20 protein-coding genes are annotated in these 15,328 nt (G+C 50.5%); 9 read left to right on the forward strand and 11 right to left on the reverse strand.

Going from position 1 to position 15,328, the window contains the following annotated elements:
• Positions 1 to 125 precede the first annotated feature (125 nt).
• The 3 genes from HFD87_RS09860 to HFD87_RS09870 form a co-directional block, all read right to left on the reverse strand.
• Entirely contained in the window at positions 126 to 1,094 is a 969-nt protein-coding gene (locus tag HFD87_RS09860; RefSeq protein ID WP_010247595.1) for an HNH endonuclease signature motif containing protein, read from the reverse strand.
• Positions 1,095 to 1,399: 305 nt separating this feature from the next.
• On the reverse strand, positions 1,400 to 2,602 hold the full coding sequence (fliB, locus tag HFD87_RS09865; RefSeq protein WP_163798620.1) for a flagellin lysine-N-methylase: 1,203 nt from the start codon (positions 2,600 to 2,602) through the stop codon (positions 1,400 to 1,402).
• A gap of 159 nt (positions 2,603 to 2,761) precedes the next feature.
• Complete coding sequence (locus HFD87_RS09870; protein WP_022625486.1) at positions 2,762 to 3,961, reverse strand: FliC/FljB family flagellin; 1,200 nt, start codon at positions 3,959 to 3,961, stop codon at positions 2,762 to 2,764.
• A gap of 335 nt (positions 3,962 to 4,296) precedes the next feature.
• Here HFD87_RS09870 and fliD point away from each other — a divergent pair, with 335 nt between their 5' ends.
• The 4 genes from fliD to amyA all read left to right on the forward strand — a co-directional run bounded on the left by fliD (position 4,297) and on the right by amyA (position 8,076).
• The gene (gene fliD / locus HFD87_RS09875; protein WP_167423313.1) at positions 4,297 to 5,709 is read left to right on the forward strand and encodes a flagellar filament capping protein FliD; all 1,413 of its coding nucleotides are present in this window, start codon (positions 4,297 to 4,299) and stop codon (positions 5,707 to 5,709) included.
• Between the two features lie 11 nt (positions 5,710 to 5,720).
• Positions 5,721 to 6,128, forward strand: a complete 408-nt coding sequence (gene fliS / locus HFD87_RS09880) for a flagellar export chaperone FliS (RefSeq protein WP_010247609.1) — start codon at positions 5,721 to 5,723, stop codon at positions 6,126 to 6,128.
• On the forward strand, positions 6,128 to 6,493 hold the full coding sequence (fliT, locus tag HFD87_RS09885; RefSeq protein WP_010247612.1) for a flagella biosynthesis regulatory protein FliT: 366 nt from the start codon (positions 6,128 to 6,130) through the stop codon (positions 6,491 to 6,493). Before fliS ends, fliT begins: the two co-directional genes overlap by 1 nt.
• A 101-nt stretch (positions 6,494 to 6,594) precedes the next feature.
• On the forward strand, positions 6,595 to 8,076 hold the full coding sequence (gene amyA, locus HFD87_RS09890) for an alpha-amylase (protein ID WP_064691421.1): 1,482 nt from the start codon (positions 6,595 to 6,597) through the stop codon (positions 8,074 to 8,076).
• Positions 8,077 to 8,176: 100 nt separating this feature from the next.
• Here the strand turns inward: amyA and yedD are convergent, their stop codons facing one another.
• On the reverse strand, positions 8,177 to 8,650 hold the full coding sequence (gene yedD, locus HFD87_RS09895) for a lipoprotein YedD (RefSeq protein WP_064691422.1): 474 nt from the start codon (positions 8,648 to 8,650) through the stop codon (positions 8,177 to 8,179).
• A 254-nt stretch (positions 8,651 to 8,904) separates the two neighbouring features.
• On the opposite strand from yedD, the gene HFD87_RS09900 reads away from it, so the two are divergent.
• A complete protein-coding gene (locus HFD87_RS09900; RefSeq protein WP_008926858.1) occupies positions 8,905 to 9,228 on the forward strand; it encodes a DUF6388 family protein in 324 nt (107 codons plus the stop codon).
• Between the two features lie 202 nt (positions 9,229 to 9,430).
• On the opposite strand, the gene iraP is transcribed toward HFD87_RS09900, so the two are convergent.
• Complete coding sequence (gene iraP / locus HFD87_RS09905; RefSeq protein ID WP_010247621.1) at positions 9,431 to 9,730, reverse strand: anti-adapter protein IraP; 300 nt, start codon at positions 9,728 to 9,730, stop codon at positions 9,431 to 9,433.
• A 174-nt stretch (positions 9,731 to 9,904) separates the two neighbouring features.
• On the opposite strand from iraP, the gene HFD87_RS09910 reads away from it, so the two are divergent.
• Positions 9,905 to 10,144: a DinI-like family protein gene (locus tag HFD87_RS09910; RefSeq protein WP_003854508.1), complete on the forward strand. Its 240-nt coding sequence runs from the start codon at positions 9,905 to 9,907 to the stop codon at positions 10,142 to 10,144.
• A gap of 38 nt (positions 10,145 to 10,182) precedes the next feature.
• On the opposite strand, the gene HFD87_RS09915 is transcribed toward HFD87_RS09910, so the two are convergent.
• The 3 genes from HFD87_RS09915 to HFD87_RS09925 form a co-directional block, all read right to left on the reverse strand.
• A complete protein-coding gene (locus HFD87_RS09915; RefSeq protein ID WP_010670837.1) occupies positions 10,183 to 10,449 on the reverse strand; it encodes a hypothetical protein in 267 nt (88 codons plus the stop codon).
• 151 nt (positions 10,450 to 10,600) lie between these two features.
• Positions 10,601 to 10,942: a hypothetical protein gene (locus HFD87_RS09920; RefSeq protein ID WP_010670838.1), complete on the reverse strand. Its 342-nt coding sequence runs from the start codon at positions 10,940 to 10,942 to the stop codon at positions 10,601 to 10,603.
• Positions 10,929 to 11,312, reverse strand: coding sequence for a hypothetical protein (locus tag HFD87_RS09925; RefSeq protein ID WP_010247627.1), 384 nt, complete (start codon positions 11,310 to 11,312; stop codon positions 10,929 to 10,931). The genes HFD87_RS09920 and HFD87_RS09925 overlap by 14 nt, the downstream gene beginning before the upstream one ends.
• A 136-nt stretch (positions 11,313 to 11,448) precedes the next feature.
• Between HFD87_RS09925 and HFD87_RS09930 the strand changes: the two genes are divergently transcribed.
• Positions 11,449 to 12,081, forward strand: coding sequence for a helix-turn-helix domain-containing protein (locus HFD87_RS09930; protein WP_167423314.1), 633 nt, complete (start codon positions 11,449 to 11,451; stop codon positions 12,079 to 12,081).
• Positions 12,082 to 12,146: 65 nt separating this feature from the next.
• On the opposite strand, the gene HFD87_RS09935 is transcribed toward HFD87_RS09930, so the two are convergent.
• Positions 12,147 to 12,395: a hypothetical protein gene (locus HFD87_RS09935; protein ID WP_167423315.1), complete on the reverse strand. Its 249-nt coding sequence runs from the start codon at positions 12,393 to 12,395 to the stop codon at positions 12,147 to 12,149.
• Between the two features lie 319 nt (positions 12,396 to 12,714).
• Between HFD87_RS09935 and HFD87_RS09940 the strand changes: the two genes are divergently transcribed.
• Entirely contained in the window at positions 12,715 to 12,915 is a 201-nt protein-coding gene (locus tag HFD87_RS09940) for a hypothetical protein (RefSeq protein ID WP_010247636.1), read from the forward strand.
• Between the two features lie 38 nt (positions 12,916 to 12,953).
• On the opposite strand, the gene HFD87_RS09945 is transcribed toward HFD87_RS09940, so the two are convergent.
• The gene (locus HFD87_RS09945; protein ID WP_167423316.1) at positions 12,954 to 13,841 is read right to left on the reverse strand and encodes a benzoate transporter; all 888 of its coding nucleotides are present in this window, start codon (positions 13,839 to 13,841) and stop codon (positions 12,954 to 12,956) included.
• 457 nt (positions 13,842 to 14,298) lie between these two features.
• On the opposite strand from HFD87_RS09945, the gene HFD87_RS09950 reads away from it, so the two are divergent.
• Complete coding sequence (locus tag HFD87_RS09950; protein ID WP_033769404.1) at positions 14,299 to 14,655, forward strand: hypothetical protein; 357 nt, start codon at positions 14,299 to 14,301, stop codon at positions 14,653 to 14,655.
• Between the two features lie 177 nt (positions 14,656 to 14,832).
• On the opposite strand, the gene HFD87_RS09955 is transcribed toward HFD87_RS09950, so the two are convergent.
• Positions 14,833 to 15,174 carry a hypothetical protein gene (locus tag HFD87_RS09955; protein WP_033758052.1) on the reverse strand — a complete coding sequence of 114 codons (342 nt, stop codon included), beginning with the start codon at positions 15,172 to 15,174 and terminating at the stop codon, positions 14,833 to 14,835.
• Positions 15,175 to 15,328: the final 154 nt, after the last annotated feature.

The raw sequence follows: 15,328 nt of genomic DNA on the forward strand, positions 1-15,328 counted from the left end.
TGAAGTTATCGGCATGATTATCCAATTCTGTAGCGTTTTCGATTGGCTGAATAGGCGGGGTAAAACGAGGCTATTTCATTTTTGTTACGTCAGAGTGCAGATCCTTCTGCACTCTTCAGTGAAGATTAACGACGGGCACGCAGCCGTTGCCGCGTGGCGGGCGGCACTGCCGCCCACAGGCTGCAGACGCGACCTTCCAGTTCCTGGTACCAGGGCGCCAGATGCTGCTGCGCCTCCTCACCAGGATGCACCAGAATCTCGCCCGATTCACCATCAATGCTAATCAGTCGGTTAATAAACAGCCGCTGCAAATCACTGCGTAAAAACAGGCCGTTATCGATGCTGTTATCTGCCAGTACACCGTCATCCCCTTCCTGCGTGTCGATATGGCAGGCTTCCACCCATGGCCAGTTATGCCGTTCGGTCAGCTCGGTGCCGGTCATCACACAGGCGCCGTAGCGGGCTTTGACACCGGCGCTGAATTCCGCCTGGCTGGCGCGCTGCAGCACCCGGGCTTTGACACGACGCCCGACCTCAGTTCCCGGCATCACCGCCGCCGGGACTTTGTGCTGCGGCGTACTCAGCACCACGATGAACTGAATGCGCTGCGACTGCGGAAAACAGGGATCCGCCTGTGGATTGAAAAGCTGCCAGTAAGCGTCTTCATCATCCTGATGCATCAGCACCAGTTTATAGCCGCGACTGTTAAGCAGATTCTGTGCCGTGGCGGATTGGGGATCGATCATCGCGAAGACCTGGCTGCTGCCCATCACTTTCCACAGGTTGTCGCGCTTCTCGCTATCGCTGCGACGGAAATAGAGGAAGGAGAGATTCTGCTTAAGGTAGTGCTCAAAGCGACGCAGGTAATTTTTACGTTCGTTGTCATGGGAGATGAACAGCAGATCCTCCAGCGGGCTGTTGCTCTCTTCCTGCGCGAACACCGCGCGGATTTTCAGCGTGCGCAGGCCGGTTGACGGACTCAGCAAGGCGCGCGCCGTCAGCTCTTTATCATCAGGGTATTGCAGAGCATAACGCCGGGCGATCTCTTCAAAGGTCAGCCGCTCACCCGGTAACAGGTCATAATTGAAGCGCATAGACACTCCACAAAGTTAAAATCAAAAATGATGTTGTTCTGTGAAGAGTTATCGGCAGTCTGGAGGGGAACTGTAACGGGCTGGGGGGATTGCCTGGGATTGAGAGACAGGCAGCCTGCAAGGTTGTGGTCAGGAAACCAGTTTGAAGGAAGCGGGTGTTAAATTGCGTTGCATTACCTGGAGCTGCTGGCATAAAAATAAGCCAGCACACCAGCTGCAATTCTTTCAGCAATTAGCTAATGCCCGCCCGTAGCTATCAGGGACAAATGGGCGATGCCGATGATGCGAAGCTGCATCGCCTCAGATTATTTAAGCAGGTAAATCAGCGACAAATCGTCATTGACCTTGACCTTATCAATCTCGGCCAGAAACGCCATCACCGATTGTGGCGTATGTTTTGTTATTGAGTGGTAGCTGTAGATGATATTAATAATATCCTCTTCACTGACGGTTCCGACCAACTCAACATTGGCCGCAATCAGTGATTTAAGCAGGAACCATTCTGCCGTCAGAAGATATAAGCTCAGTAACGGGCTGTGATTTTCGTTATTAGGGAAGAAATCATCATAAATGCGGTACTGAATATAGTTATTCATTATCCATGGCCGTTCAGCAAGCCAGGGCATAACCTGCTTCTGCCAGACGTTGTCCAGCCGGATCATTGGCTGACTGACGTCATCGGTTTTGGCCCCTTCGGCCTGAATGTAAATCAGCTTATTAACGTAGTGATTCAGGGTAGGAAAGGCGCGCTTATCCGCCATGGTGCTGAACCAGCTTTGCAATCTCAACAGTAAAGACCATTGCAGGTTATAGTCAGGTTTAACCTGGTCAAGCTGCAGCCTGATTTCACCCTGTGTCAGGTTGTTGAGGACATCAGAAAAATGATGCTCCATCTGGACCAGCCAGTCTTCTTCAGGGCTTACTCTTTCCGCACCCAGCAGAAAGCTGGCCAGCGCGTAAAACCCTTCATCAAGATGAATGCCGCTGAATTTAATGATGTTAAGACACATCAGATTCAGCAATTTCTTTTGCTGATCGAGATCTTTAGCTTTATTGCCATAAGGTTGTTGCCTGATGCTCTCCCCGAACAGCATCGCGTCAGGTGAGGCTAATAATTGCCGGGTCGCCTCCGGACAGGAGAGCGCCAACGTTTTTTGCTGTTCATATTTAAAGGTGTTCGCCGCTCGGGGATAGGTCGCACAGGTGTTGCTCAGTGCGGCAGCACCCAGCCGGGAATGCACTTTGCACAGGCGATTTTCATCCATAAATGCACAGTTGCCAGAAGCATTAAGCTTCATAGTTCCCCAACTGGCAAAGCTTTTGCGGGTGGTGGTGATGTTTTCAACTGCCAGCGTTTTGATTTCAATCAGCGAGGATTTTAAATAGCGATTGACCGTGGGCTTATCCAGGTGGATATCCCAGCCCTTACAGCAGTGATCGCGACACTCACTGCCAATACATTTGAAGGCGCTGACAAAGAGCGGTTCCACGACAGTAATATTTTTCATTATTTACCTGCTCAACAAAGGCATTTAAAAAAGAGTCTTACTGTGAGGATAAAGTAACGCGGGGAGATTGATTGGCAGAGAAACAGGGCAAAAACAGGCTAATCGCAGGCATAAAAAAAACCCCGCCGAAGCGGGGTTTGTCTTTTATAAGTTGGGTGATTAGCCCTGCAGCAGAGACAGAACCTGCTGTGGAACCTGGTTAGCTTTAGCCAACACTGAGTTACCAGCCTGCTGTACGATCTGCGCTTTAGACATGTTTGAAACTTCAGTTGCGTAGTCAGCATCCTGAATACGAGACTGTGCTGCAGACAGGTTAGTGGTGGTGTTGTTCAGGTTAGTCACGGCTGAGTTCAGACGGTTCTGAATCGCACCCAGTGAAGAACGGAACTTATCAACGCTGGCAATCGCTTCGTCCAGCTTTTTCAGTGGATCAGAAGTTGAACCCGAGGTCACGTTAGACAGGCTCATGTTAGCCGTATCCAGTGTGAACGCAGCGGTATCGCCACCAGCAGTCGTTACTGCAGCCTTCGCATCAACTGCAACGTAGAAGTCCTGGTTTGCACCGTTAGCAATGTCAAAACCGTTCGCTTTCAGGCTGTTGGTTTCTGCATCGCTGGCTGATTTCACGTTAACTTTAGCGAACAGGTTGCCGTTGTCATCTTTATACACTTTATCTGCAGTAACAGTGACGTTAGCGGCTGCAACACCCAGGCGAGTCGCCAGGCTATCAGCTGTGCCTTCAGCAACAGTGGCTTTAGATACGTTACTGGTAGAACCGTAAACGCTCTGGAAGTCAGCAGCTGCAGCAGCAGTAGGTGTACCCTGTGGACCATTCACGTTGAAAGTGTTCAGTTTCAGCGTAGAAGAGTCAATTTTCTTCAGGTCGATGGTGATAGTTTCGCCATCGTTAGCGCCAACCTGAATTTTCATTGAGCCATCTTTAGCCAGCACGTTCACGCCGTTGAACTGAGTCTGACCAGATACGCGGTCGATTTCGCTCAGACGGGATTTGATTTCGTCCTGGATTGAAGATTTGTCAGAAGCTGAGTTGGTACCGCTGCTAGCCTGTACAGTCAGTTCACGAACACGCTGTAAGTTGTTGTTGATTTCTGACAGCGCGCCTTCAGTAGTCTGCGCAGCAGAGATACCGTCGTTGGCGTTACGAGCAGCCTGAGTCAGGCCCTTGATGTTAGAGGTGAAACGGTTGGCAATTGCCTGACCAGCAGCGTCATCTTTCGCGCTGTTGATACGTAAACCAGAAGACAGACGCTCCATTGAAGTAGACAGAGCTGACTGGTTCTTGTTGATGTTGTTCTGAGTGATCAGCGAGAGGCTGTTGGTATTAATGACTTGGGCCATGATGAATTTTCCTGTTAATCAAGTCTTTCGGTTAAGGTGTGGGCTTCAACCCGCCGGCTTCAGCGCCGTCAAAGTTGTTATCGTCTGCCGTTTAACAACCTTTAGAATTTTTTTAGTACCAGGCGAATTTTTCTGCTTCAACCTGTCACGTTTTAAGTTATCGCCACCCGCCCGAACTTCTTTAGGCTTAATTCATTAATTTTCTAGCCGCTGAATTACCCTTCTCTATAGTGCTTATTTACCTCATTACCCTAAGGCAAATAACCTTAAACTTTCCTTATTCAAGGCCGATAACCCAGGTATCAATTTTCTGTCGACCTTATAAAGGAATTAATATGGCTAGTATAAGCAACCTCGGTGTGGGTTCCGGCCTGCCACTCAGTACCATGCTTGACAGTTTGACCACCGCTGAAAAAGCTTCACTCAAACCTATTTCTACTCAGCAGACAGCTTATACGGCCAAGCTCAGTGCTTACGCCACCCTGAAAAGTTCACTGACAACTTTCCAGGCTGCTAATACCAAGCTGAACAGTGCTGACCTGTTTACCGCTACGACTGCGGCCAGTAGCTCCACAGCGTTCAGCGCGACCACTTCTGGCAGCACCGTAGCCGGTAAATATGCCATTAACGTCTCGCAGCTGGCACAGGCGCAGGTTCTGACCTCAGGCGTACAGAGTAGTAACACCGCCGCGCTGGGCGACAGCTCCGTGGCCAGCCGCAGCATCGCGATTACCTTAAAAGATGGCACCAGCAAAAGCATCACGCTCTCCAGCGATCAGACCTCGCTGACCGGCATGCGTGACGCCATCAACGGCGCCAATGCCGGCGTCACCGCCAGTATTATTAAGGTGTCAGACGGCAGTTTCCGACTCTCTATGAGCGCCAATAAAACCGGCAGTGATAATGCCGTGGCGACCATTGCCGTCACCGGTGACAGCACGCTGCAGGGGATTGTGGGCTTTGACGCATCCGCCAGCAGCAACGTGATGACCCAGAGCGTCGCTGCGCAGAATGCCAAACTGACGGTCAACAATGTTGCGATTGAAAACAGCAGCAATCAGATTAGCGATGCGCTGGAAGGGATTACTTTAAATCTGACCGCGAAGACAGTTGGCGATGAGACGCTGACGATTACCAAAGACACCTCAAAATCCTCCAGCGCCATCAGCGCCTGGGTGGATGCCTACAATACGTTGCTGGATCAGTTCAATACCCTGACCAAATTCACCAAAGTGGATACCAACAGCGATGCACAGGACTCCAGTAATGGTGCCCTGCTGGGTGACAGTACGTTACGGACGATTGAGACGCAGCTGAAAAGCATGCTCACTAATTCGCAGAGCACATCTACCTTTAAATCACTGAGTCAGATTGGTGTCACCACCGATCCCACCACCGGTTCATTAAAACTGGATTCGACCAAGCTGAACAGCGCACTGGATAAAGATGCTGCAGGTGTGAAAGCGATGATCGTAGGTGACGGTAAAACCGGTATCGCCGCTAAAATCGACAGCAAGCTGACTGACTGGCTGGCTACTAAAGGGATTATTCAGTCCGCCACCGATGGCGTGAGTAAAACACTGAATAGGTTAACCACCCTCTATAACACCACCAGCGATCGTATTGATGCCGATATCGCACGCTATAAAACGCAATTTACTCAGCTGGATATGGCCATCAGTAAACTCAACTCGACCAGCACCTATCTGACGCAGCAGTTCGACACGTCCGATTCGTCTAAAAAATAACAGGAGTGACCATGTACAGCGCTACAGGCACCAAAGCCTATGCAAAAATTGGCGTAGAAAGCGCCGTGATGAGCGCCAGCCAGCAGCAGCTGGTTGTGATGCTGTTCGACGGTGCACTGAGCGCGTTAATCCGCGCCCGCCTGTTTATGCAGGATGGCAATATTGCAGGCAAAGGCAACTCGATCTCCAAAGCGATCAATATTATCGAAGCGGGCCTGAAAGAGGGCCTGACTGAAAACCGTGGTGATGAGCTGGCCGATAATCTGCTGGATCTTTACAACTACATGACGCGTCGCCTGTTGCATGCCAACCTGAACAATGATGTTGCAGCGGTCGAGGAGGTCGAAGGCCTGCTGCGCAACATTGCTGACGCGTGGAAAGAAGTGGTTCAACCTAACCTGATTCAGGACGCCGTTTAATGACTACTGCACCGCATCTGATTACCGTTTACCAACAGTTACTCGATCTCAGCCAGGGAATGCTGCGTCATGCAGCACAAGGCGAATGGGATGAATTGATCAGCAGGGAGATGGAGTATGTCAGTGCGGTGCAGAACTTAGCCCAATCGACAGAAGCCGTGTCGCCGTCGGCACAGACTCAGGAGCAGTTACGTCCGGTGCTGCGCCGTATTCTCGATAACGAATGTGAAGTGAAACGTCTGCTGCAGGCGCGGATGGATGAGCTGGCCTCACTGGTGGGTCAGAACAGCCGCCAGAAATCGGTGATGTCCGCTTATAGCAATCAAGGCGGCGTTGTTATGGTGCCGCACGAAACTCTCTCCTGATCCCCTGCTCTGTCACGCCGCCAGATTTATTTTTCTGCGCGGCGTCTCTTTTTTGCCGCTTACTCCATACTTGATTTTCATCATCCCCTGGAGTGTGGTACATGCAAAACCCAACGTTATTACAGTTTTTCCATTGGTATTACCCGGATGGCAGCAAACTGTGGCCGGAAGTCGCCGATCGTGCGGCCTGGCTCAGCGAAATCGGTATCACTATGGCGTGGTTGCCACCGTGCTACAAAGGGGATTCGGGTGGCTATTCTGTTGGTTACGACAGCTACGATCTGTTTGACCTGGGTGAATTTGATCAGAAAGGCGGTGTTGCCACCAAATATGGCGACAAACAGCAATTACTGGCGGCGACAGAAGCCCTGCGAAGCCACAACGTTGGGGTACTGCTGGATGTGGTGCTGAACCACAAGATGGGTGCTGACGAGAAAGAGGCGATCAGCGTAAACCGCGTCAATCCGGATAACCGCGACGAAATTTACGAAGAGGTGGTCGAGTGCGAAGCCTGGACAAAATTCACCTTCCCGGCACGCGCCGGGGAGTTTTCGAAATTTGTCTGGGACCACAAATGCTTTAGCGGCGTAGACCACATCGAAAATCCGGATGAAAACGGTGTATTCAAAATCATCAATGACTACACCGCCGAAGGCTGGAACGACCAGGTTGATAACGAGCTGGGTAATTTCGACTATCTGATGGGTGCCAACATCGATTTTCGCAACAACGCGGTCAGGGAAGAGCTGAAATACTGGGCGCGCTGGGTGATGGAACAGGTGCCCTGCACCGGCTTTCGTCTTGATGCGGTAAAACATATCCCGGCCTGGTTCTACAAAGAGTGGATCGACCATATTCAGGAGGTTGCTGAGGAGCCGATGTTTATCGTCGCGGAATACTGGTCGTTTGAAACGGAGAAGCTGCAGGAGTATGTGCATCAGGTGGAAGGCAAAACCATGCTGTTTGATGCGCCACTGCACATGAACTTCCACCAGGCTTCAACTGCGGGCAGCGCCTACGATATGAGCCAGATCTTTGCTAACTCGCTGGTGGTCGCTGATCCGTGGCATGCCGTGACGATCGTGGCTAACCACGACACCCAGCCGCTGCAGTCGCTGGAAGCGCCGGTAGAAGCCTGGTTTAAACCACTGGCCTATGCGCTGATCCTGTTACGTGAACAGGGTGTGCCCACCATCTTCTATCCCGACCTGTTTGGGGCGACCTATGAAGATGAAGGCGGCGACGGCGAGAAGCACAAAATTGAGATGCCGGTGATCCCTGAACTGGAAGGATTGATCCGGGCGCGCCAGCAGTATGGCTGGGGCGTGCAGACCGACTATTTTGATCACCCAAATTGCGTGGCCTTCAGCCGCAGCGGCACCGAAACACAGCCAGGCTGTGTGGTGATCATGTCGAACGGCGATGCCGGTGAGAAAAGTGTGCCGATGGGTGAAGGTTTTGCCGGTAAGGTCTGGCGCGATCATCTGGGGAATCGGGAAGAGACCATTACTGCCGACGAGCACGGCACGGCGGTCTTTGTCTGTAACGGTGGCAGTGTCAGCGTCTGGGTGGTTGCAGAATAAGGTCCTTGCAGAAGAAATGACTCAAAACTAAAACCGCCCCGGCAGACAGAAGCGTGAAGTGCGCTCTGCCCGTCGGGGCGGTTTTGTTATGGTCCGGCTGTTATGACTTCGCGTTGTTTTCTGTAATCGGTGTGCGCAGCAGTTGCGGTTCGATGTTCTGAATCACGGCGGCTTTCGGCTGTTTCGCCACCTCTTCCAGCGCCTGCTGACACTCAACGGTCGGACGCGCCACTTTACGCAGAGTCATCCTGTCATAGCTAAGCTCGCCATTCTCCACGACCAGCGGCATCACCCGCACCTGACGCGTTACGTTGACATAATCGCCGCTTAACCGGGTCAGTTTGCCCGGCTTCGCAATCACCCGCATCCACTGACGGCAGTCCAGCGTGCTGCCATCCGCATTGATGATCACACTGGCTATCGCCTTATCGCTGATCAGGCTGCTCTGTGCGCCGACGGTTTGCCAGGTTCCCTGCAGTTCAGCGGGCGCCGGTGTTTGCACCGCATTCTCATAATCGTTGATTTGTGCACAGCCACTCAGTGCCAGCGCGGCAATCAGCATCCACTTTTTCATGTTTAATCCCTAAGATCCCATCAATGGCGGCTACGTTATAATTTTTCCACCGCGTTGCGCAAGGTATCTGGGTGTTCAAACACCACGCAGACCCTGATTGCGCCAGAATTTATCCCGCAGTGAGCTCCACGGTCAGGTTTTTGACCGGAAGTTCAGAGGCTGAACTGATGCAAACTCCGTCCTTTGTCACGCCTGACAAGCGGAAGACAACCCGCTACACTGACGCGCTGCAACAGACTTTCAGGAATATGAATATGAAAACGCCAGAAGCCTACTATGCCCAGGCGCGCGAGATGTTTTTTACCGCGCATCCCGACTTTCAGTCTGCACTTGATGAATTAACGGAGAGCGACGCCCGTGCAGCTAACCTGTCACTGCGACAGCTGCGCGAATGGCATGCCGAACGCATCTATGCGGCCTTTTTGCGGCAGAAGAATCTGGATGGAATGATCTTTTCTATTCAGCTCGCTGAGCCGGATAAAGCGGTGGCGGCTGAAGCTATCGAGACTTATCTCAAATCTCATGCTGAGTCGCTGGGGATGAGCTGGGAAGAGTTTTGCATCAAAAACGAGCTTTAATCAGGGCCGCGCTGAAGTTGTATATTGCAAACACCTCCAACCAGTTCCGGCACTGCAGATAAAATTGTACTAACCGGGGGAAAGTGTATAACTTCGGCGTGCGACTCAGGTCGTGATTGTCCTTTAACGAATAGTGCTGATGCACTGCCTCTGCAGGTGTTGTCTCAATTCCACCTCCAGAGGCGAATTTTTTTATCCGCCCCTACCCTTCACCTTCCGTCGCTTTACCCTTTACTTCAACATAACTCGCTACCGCCAGCAGACGATTAATATGCGTCAGCAGCAGATCCACATCAGACTGCAGAAACTCGGTCGAAGATTGCGAAGCGGTAACAATGGCATCCTGCACCGTTTCTGAAATAGTCAGCGAGTTGTCCTGTTTCGCCTGCACCAGCAGCGCCGCAACCAGCAGGGACTGCGCTTCAAGCTGCGCCGTCAACTCTTTTGCATCGACGTCCATCTTTGCCAGTTTTAGCAGAATATCAATTACCAGTTGTCGCATCGCGGACCTCCTAAAAGTAAGCCGCCATTATGTCGCGATGCGTGCGCATTTTGCTAGTCGAAGATTGAGGTTTATGCGAGATAAAAATTTACACGAAATCAGGCGCGCTGCCTTGCCACTGTTTTTATTTACAGTATTATATGTCAGCGATTTTGCCCTGAATGGATTGCCATCATGTTTGTTGAGTTGATTTATGACAAGCGCAACGTTGCCGGTTTACCGGGTGCTCGCGAGATGATTCGTGAGGAGCTGGAAAAGCGGGTGCATCGGGTGTTCCCTGACATTGAAGTTAAGGTCAAGCCGATGGAACGTAACGCGATTGATACTGATTTGAGTAAGAACGATAAAGCGACGGTTGCGCGGATTGTTGAAGAGATGTTCGACGAAGCGGAAATGTGGCTGGTGGCCGATTAATCCCTTAACGGCCACCACATCAGTTAGCGGGAGATGACTTAGCTCTCCTGCTCGCTGTGATTAACTTCAATCTCGATGTCCTGAATCGCGGCATCCAGATCTTCCAGCAGTTTACCCTGCTTATTAAGCAACGCATCGATTCGGTCGGCGTTGGTCTTGTCTTTATACTCACCCGCATCAAACGCTAACCATTGGCTGGAAAGGGTTTCGGTGTTGGTCTGAGCATAGTGACGCATCTCTTTTAGCTGAGAAGTCACGTCACGCAGATATTCAGTTTTGGTCTTGGTTTCTGTTGAATCGCTCATGCTAAATTTCCTTCTGGTCATCTATCCAAAGTGAGTAGGCTTAGCGGTTCATCAACCGGCCAATCAGCGGGCCTGCATTCAGGTACAAAATGTTGCCCGGATATTTAAAACTAGTCGATAATAGCGAAGCCGCATTAAGAATAATCGGAAGTTATGGTTTATGACCGGATTTCACGGCTGGCACCTCACTCTCAGTGACGACCTCTTTGACTTTTATGACCGTTTTGTCGGCTATGCGATCCGGTATTGCATCCAGCTTGTGCTGTATTGCTGCAACCTGATCGGTCAGCAGCTCCACTCTGTCATCACGCCGCGCCGCAATTAAGCGGTAATCCGCCCGAATCTCCTCGACCCGCTTGTTTGCGGTGTTACTGACGTAGAGAAAAATGATCGTCATCAGGATGCAAATCATCGAACAGCTCAGCAATACGCAGCCGAGAATAACTTTGCGCCGGTAAGACATAGGTGCCTTAGTGCTATTAATCGTGGCCATCACTGCGATCCTCCAGAGTTGAGATAAGCCGATCAATCTCATTACGAAATTTATCGTTCTGATCGGTTTCGGTCATTGCCAGTAAAATCCCTACCGCATTCTTGATTAACCGAAGATCGGTTTCGAGTGTCGAGATACGCCGCAGATTCCTGTCGTGCCGTTCGCGTAATTCATCGTTCTCCTCCCGTATCAGCAGGTTGCTCTCTTTCAGCAACACCACCTGCTCTTTGTAGCTGGTAATAATTTCGCCGCCGGCTCGATTACTGGTAACGATTGACGCAATTCCCGCCAATAACGGTTTCCAGAACAGTGCTGCTGCCCCCCCACCCAGAACTAACGCACCCATACTGGTAATCAGACTACTTTCCATGCCACACCCCTTTGTACGGTAAGGTCTCTGGAACTTACTGCGTGCTGCTTAGCCACGTCCCCCGCATGAAATTTAAGATTGCTTAAATACCAGGCTTAAGTATACTTAAGTCACTCTCAACCAAAAAGTCAAGCTTATGAAAAACGAAACGCTGGGTGACCGCATCCGACTCCGACGTAAATCGCTGCAGTTAACGCAGAAGCAATTGGCGCAACAGGTAAAAGTGTCCCATGTGGCGATTTCGCAATGGGAAAAAGAGGAGACGCTGCCGCGCGGTGAGAACCTGCTGCGGCTCGCCGAAGCGCTGGGCTGCGCACCGGCTTTTCTGATAGATGGGGATGGTCCTGTTTTCAGCGAAAGCGCCTGGAGTGGTCTGCACCAGATCCCACTGCTTGCACAGCGCGACGTGCCGCGATGGCTGAGCGAGGCCGGTTCCGTCCGGCATGAACTGCTGATGCACAACGACATGGCGCTTTCACAGCAGAGCTTTGCCTTCCGGGTGGAAGAACAGGCGATGACGCCCGCGATTCTGCGGAATGATGTGGTGATCATCGATCCCAGGCAGTCACCTCAGCCCGGCGACTGCGTGCTGGCATTGCAGCAGCAGGTCGTGCTGCTACGCACCTGGCGTCAGCGCGGCAGTGATAATGGCGTCATGCAGTTTGAACTGGCACCGGTCAATATCAACTTCCCTGAGCTGCAATCCAGCCGGGACAGCCTGAAGCTGATTGGTACGCTGGTGGAACTGCGACGCTACCGCCAGCCATAAAAAAACCCGCCGTGCGCGGGTTCACTTTTCATCGTACAACAGTGGCTGAGTTTATAGCCGGACAACTACAGGGCATCGGTCAGTTGATCTACCACCACTTTGCCCTGCAGATCGGTCTGCATAATGCGGTAATTGACGGGCCATGAGCGGCGGGTACTGAGTTTATCGAACAGGATTACGCCGCCTTTTTTAACTCCCTGGCTATTTACAATAATCCATTCGGTGACCTCTTCCTGACCACGATTTTTCAGGCTCAGCGAGCGTTGTTCGATTAACTGATCTTCAGCTTCAATCTTTAAATAGTCTCTTAACATAATTTCTATCTCCTGGTAACGCAGGCCACTATATGCCTTTTGCTAATCCGTTCAATCGAATTTATTTATCGATCTGTTTATCGACGGGAATGTGACCTGCCGCAAGCGACATAGCAGGTTTGTCCATTACTGCATCAGGGATTCCCGGTTAGCATGAACCTGCTGTACACACCCAAACATCGAAAAATGACGTGTTCAGTATGAGAGAAACTCCGATTAGCCCGCCGCTGGCGGGCTTTTTTTTCTTCTTTAATCCGCTGCGCATGCGGGATGTCAGTGCTGGTCTAAACTTAAGAGACTGGAATAAAAGGAGAGAGTTATGTTTAAACACAATACGAATGAAGAACGTAAGAAAGAAGGTGATGTCAGCAAAAGCCTGCCCGAAGCCGCGCCAAACGCTGGTAATGCTTACGAGGAAGATGATCATCCCGCCACTGATGCACCGAAAGATCATGGCGAAGTGCCGCGCAAAAATGATGACAGCCAGGATGACAAAAAAGATCCTTACAAGGCAAGCTGATGTGCGAGAGGCGCGCCCGCTGGGCGCGCTGGTCAGCGTTAAGATTTAATGAGATCGGCAAGCTGGTACTGATTTTCAACCAGCCATGCTGGAAAATGTTCGAATGTCACCGGCACTATCTCCATTCTTCGCGGACGGTTCCAGATATCAATATTGTTCTCAACGCAGCGCCGTATATGATCCGGATTGTTAAATTCGGGACAGTTACGTTCGGTATGAGAAATCGAAGACATTTTTTCACTGATGCGCTCATCGCTCATTACCCAGGAAAAATGCCATCCTCCATTCTTAATGGTTTTTGTCCGGAAATTTAGCCACTTCCAGCGCAACCAGTTCTCGCGTATCGGTGTACCACGACGCTTAACATTGCGAAGCAATTCCGGTTGCCCCATAAAAAAGTCTCGCAGCGTTTTACAGGTCACCATTTTCGCCAGGGTGGCACAGCGCGGTGTGCCGTCGTCATTTAAAACCCGGACATTAAATTTAAAATTGAAATATTGCTGATGCAGCGTCGTGCAAAGATGTTGATGACTGAATGCTTTTATCGCCTCGGGTCGGGGAATTTCATCGACGTCTGACACAATAACAATATCATCATCCTGCGCGCCGGCCAGCCCCTGCATAATCTGATTACGTGCAGTGGCTTCATTTTCCCAGGGATCAGTCTCACCCGCATTAACCAGAGAACTATTCGATTTAAAGGCTTCCTGATAAAATCTGGGCGCAATATCGTTAACAATATAAATAATTTTATCGCGGAAACGATCGAACTTCTCAATATCAAAATGAAGCTTTTCCCGGCGTTTTCCGGTAAAGGTATAGCGCGATTCCACAATGACAAACCGATCAACAACATGCTCAAGCGTGTTCAGACGCATCTCAAGCAAGATATCTTCATCGTAGTACAAAAAACAGTCATAAATCATAATATTCAGAGGCACTTAAGTAGTAAGGATTTTCATCAGGACACCTCAACATGCGTAACACAACAGAGGTATAACGCCTTTTGTTGAGGCCGATTTTTAATGAACCTGATGTGTGTGTAATTTACTGCGTAAAACTATCCATGTTTATAATAAACTGGCTAACAAAGGCTGCAGGCAATGATTTTCGGGCATCCACCTCAAAGCAGACTAACGATATGATGAGCAACGGGTATAGAGTGATATTTACCTGACAACGGTTAACACCAGCAGACAGCATGAGTCACCTGATGCGGGCTACTGAGTTCCTGTCCGTTGCTTACATCACAATGCGTTGCGCAGAATGTTACATATAGTCCGTAACGCCAGCAATATTAAGCGCAGATTTTTGATTAAAATGAGCGATACGATCAATATCCGGATATTATTGGTCAACAAAATAACTATGATGGTTTAGTTAATGAAGAAGATCATTATTGCCCTGAGCATAAGTCTGATGGGCGGATGCGTAGATATGGGACGGGTTGGATTACATCCAACAACAAAAACCGCTTATTTCGACGGTCATCCTTTTCAGGTTGAATCCTGCCTTAGCGTAGCGGCACAGGATCAAAGACTCTATCTGGAGCAGGATGAACCTCTGCCGGATGGCACGAAGCGATATAATCTTGAGCAGGATGATGAAACCGTGGCCTGGGTTGAAATTGCAAAGTTCAGCCATCATCAGACCAGTGCGACATTTTACTATGCTCCAAAAGCATCAGATATCAGCACAGCAGTTTCAGGGATGATCGCGCGGTGCAAAACATCACGTTAAATGCCGCGTCGGCATGAATGTGATGCAGGATGGACGACCAGGAGACAGAATAAGTTGTCAGACCAGCCCGAGCACAAGCGCTGGCCTGACAATCTTTCGCACTCTTCTATTCTAAGGCTTTTATCACGCCCGCTTCCGGGCTATGCCATGTTCAGGAGTGTGCAGTCAAAGCTCAGCCTATTTAGCCGGTTCGCAATCATAGGCACCTCGTATGCGGATCTGACTCTGGCTGGTGCGGACGATTTCAGCTCTTAACAGCCCTTTGCCCTCACGGTTCGTCAGCTCCATATCCACCATCCCCGGCGCTTTGCTGTTTTTCACCAGCAGTTTGACGGTCGCGTTGTCGTAATCGCCCTTCTCTTTCGCAAAAGTGACTTTCTGCGTTTTTGCGCGTTCTCCATTCACTGAGAACCAGCCGCTCTTGTCAGGTTTAAGATAGAACGGCCCGCACTGCGTGGCAGCAAAGGCTGGAACCGATAAGCTGATTAACGATGCGATAAGGATAAGTTTTTTTAGCATTGGGCTGGCGTCCTGCTGATAGGTGATGAGGGGTCGGGTCGTCTGCACCGAAGAGTGAGTTCCCTGCTGCACGGCTCGTAATAAAGAGCAGTATAGTCAATGACACCTGCATTATCGCCAGTACAGGGTCATAGACTCAGCAAAGGGATCGGCC

The sequence above is a fragment of the Pantoea sp. EKM21T genome (assembly GCF_011800405.1).
GTDB lineage: Bacteria > Pseudomonadota > Gammaproteobacteria > Enterobacterales > Enterobacteriaceae > Pantoea > Pantoea agglomerans.

Bases quoted from the DNA above. Each gene is read 5' to 3' on its own strand.
- HFD87_RS09860 (WP_010247595.1), bottom strand. From the start codon at position 1,094: ATGCGCTTCAATTATGACCTGTTACCGGGTGAGCGGCTGACCTTTGAA.
- fliB (WP_163798620.1), bottom strand. From the start codon at position 2,602: ATGAAAAATATTACTGTCGTGGAACCGCTCTTTGTCAGCGCCTTCAAA.
- HFD87_RS09870 (WP_022625486.1), bottom strand. From the start codon at position 3,961: ATGGCCCAAGTCATTAATACCAACAGCCTCTCGCTGATCACTCAGAAC.
- fliD (WP_167423313.1), top strand. From the start codon at position 4,297: ATGGCTAGTATAAGCAACCTCGGTGTGGGTTCCGGCCTGCCACTCAGT.
- fliS (WP_010247609.1), top strand. From the start codon at position 5,721: ATGTACAGCGCTACAGGCACCAAAGCCTATGCAAAAATTGGCGTAGAA.
- fliT (WP_010247612.1), top strand. From the start codon at position 6,128: ATGACTACTGCACCGCATCTGATTACCGTTTACCAACAGTTACTCGAT.
- amyA (WP_064691421.1), top strand. From the start codon at position 6,595: ATGCAAAACCCAACGTTATTACAGTTTTTCCATTGGTATTACCCGGAT.
- yedD (WP_064691422.1), bottom strand. From the start codon at position 8,650: ATGAAAAAGTGGATGCTGATTGCCGCGCTGGCACTGAGTGGCTGTGCA.
- HFD87_RS09900 (WP_008926858.1), top strand. From the start codon at position 8,905: ATGAAAACGCCAGAAGCCTACTATGCCCAGGCGCGCGAGATGTTTTTT.
- iraP (WP_010247621.1), bottom strand. From the start codon at position 9,730: ATGCGACAACTGGTAATTGATATTCTGCTAAAACTGGCAAAGATGGAC.
- HFD87_RS09910 (WP_003854508.1), top strand. From the start codon at position 9,905: ATGTTTGTTGAGTTGATTTATGACAAGCGCAACGTTGCCGGTTTACCG.
- HFD87_RS09915 (WP_010670837.1), bottom strand. From the start codon at position 10,449: ATGAGCGATTCAACAGAAACCAAGACCAAAACTGAATATCTGCGTGAC.
- HFD87_RS09920 (WP_010670838.1), bottom strand. From the start codon at position 10,942: ATGGCCACGATTAATAGCACTAAGGCACCTATGTCTTACCGGCGCAAA.
- HFD87_RS09925 (WP_010247627.1), bottom strand. From the start codon at position 11,312: ATGGAAAGTAGTCTGATTACCAGTATGGGTGCGTTAGTTCTGGGTGGG.
- HFD87_RS09930 (WP_167423314.1), top strand. From the start codon at position 11,449: ATGAAAAACGAAACGCTGGGTGACCGCATCCGACTCCGACGTAAATCG.
- HFD87_RS09935 (WP_167423315.1), bottom strand. From the start codon at position 12,395: ATGTTAAGAGACTATTTAAAGATTGAAGCTGAAGATCAGTTAATCGAA.
- HFD87_RS09940 (WP_010247636.1), top strand. From the start codon at position 12,715: ATGTTTAAACACAATACGAATGAAGAACGTAAGAAAGAAGGTGATGTC.
- HFD87_RS09945 (WP_167423316.1), bottom strand. From the start codon at position 13,841: ATGATTTATGACTGTTTTTTGTACTACGATGAAGATATCTTGCTTGAG.
- HFD87_RS09950 (WP_033769404.1), top strand. From the start codon at position 14,299: ATGAAGAAGATCATTATTGCCCTGAGCATAAGTCTGATGGGCGGATGC.
- HFD87_RS09955 (WP_033758052.1), bottom strand. From the start codon at position 15,174: ATGCTAAAAAAACTTATCCTTATCGCATCGTTAATCAGCTTATCGGTT.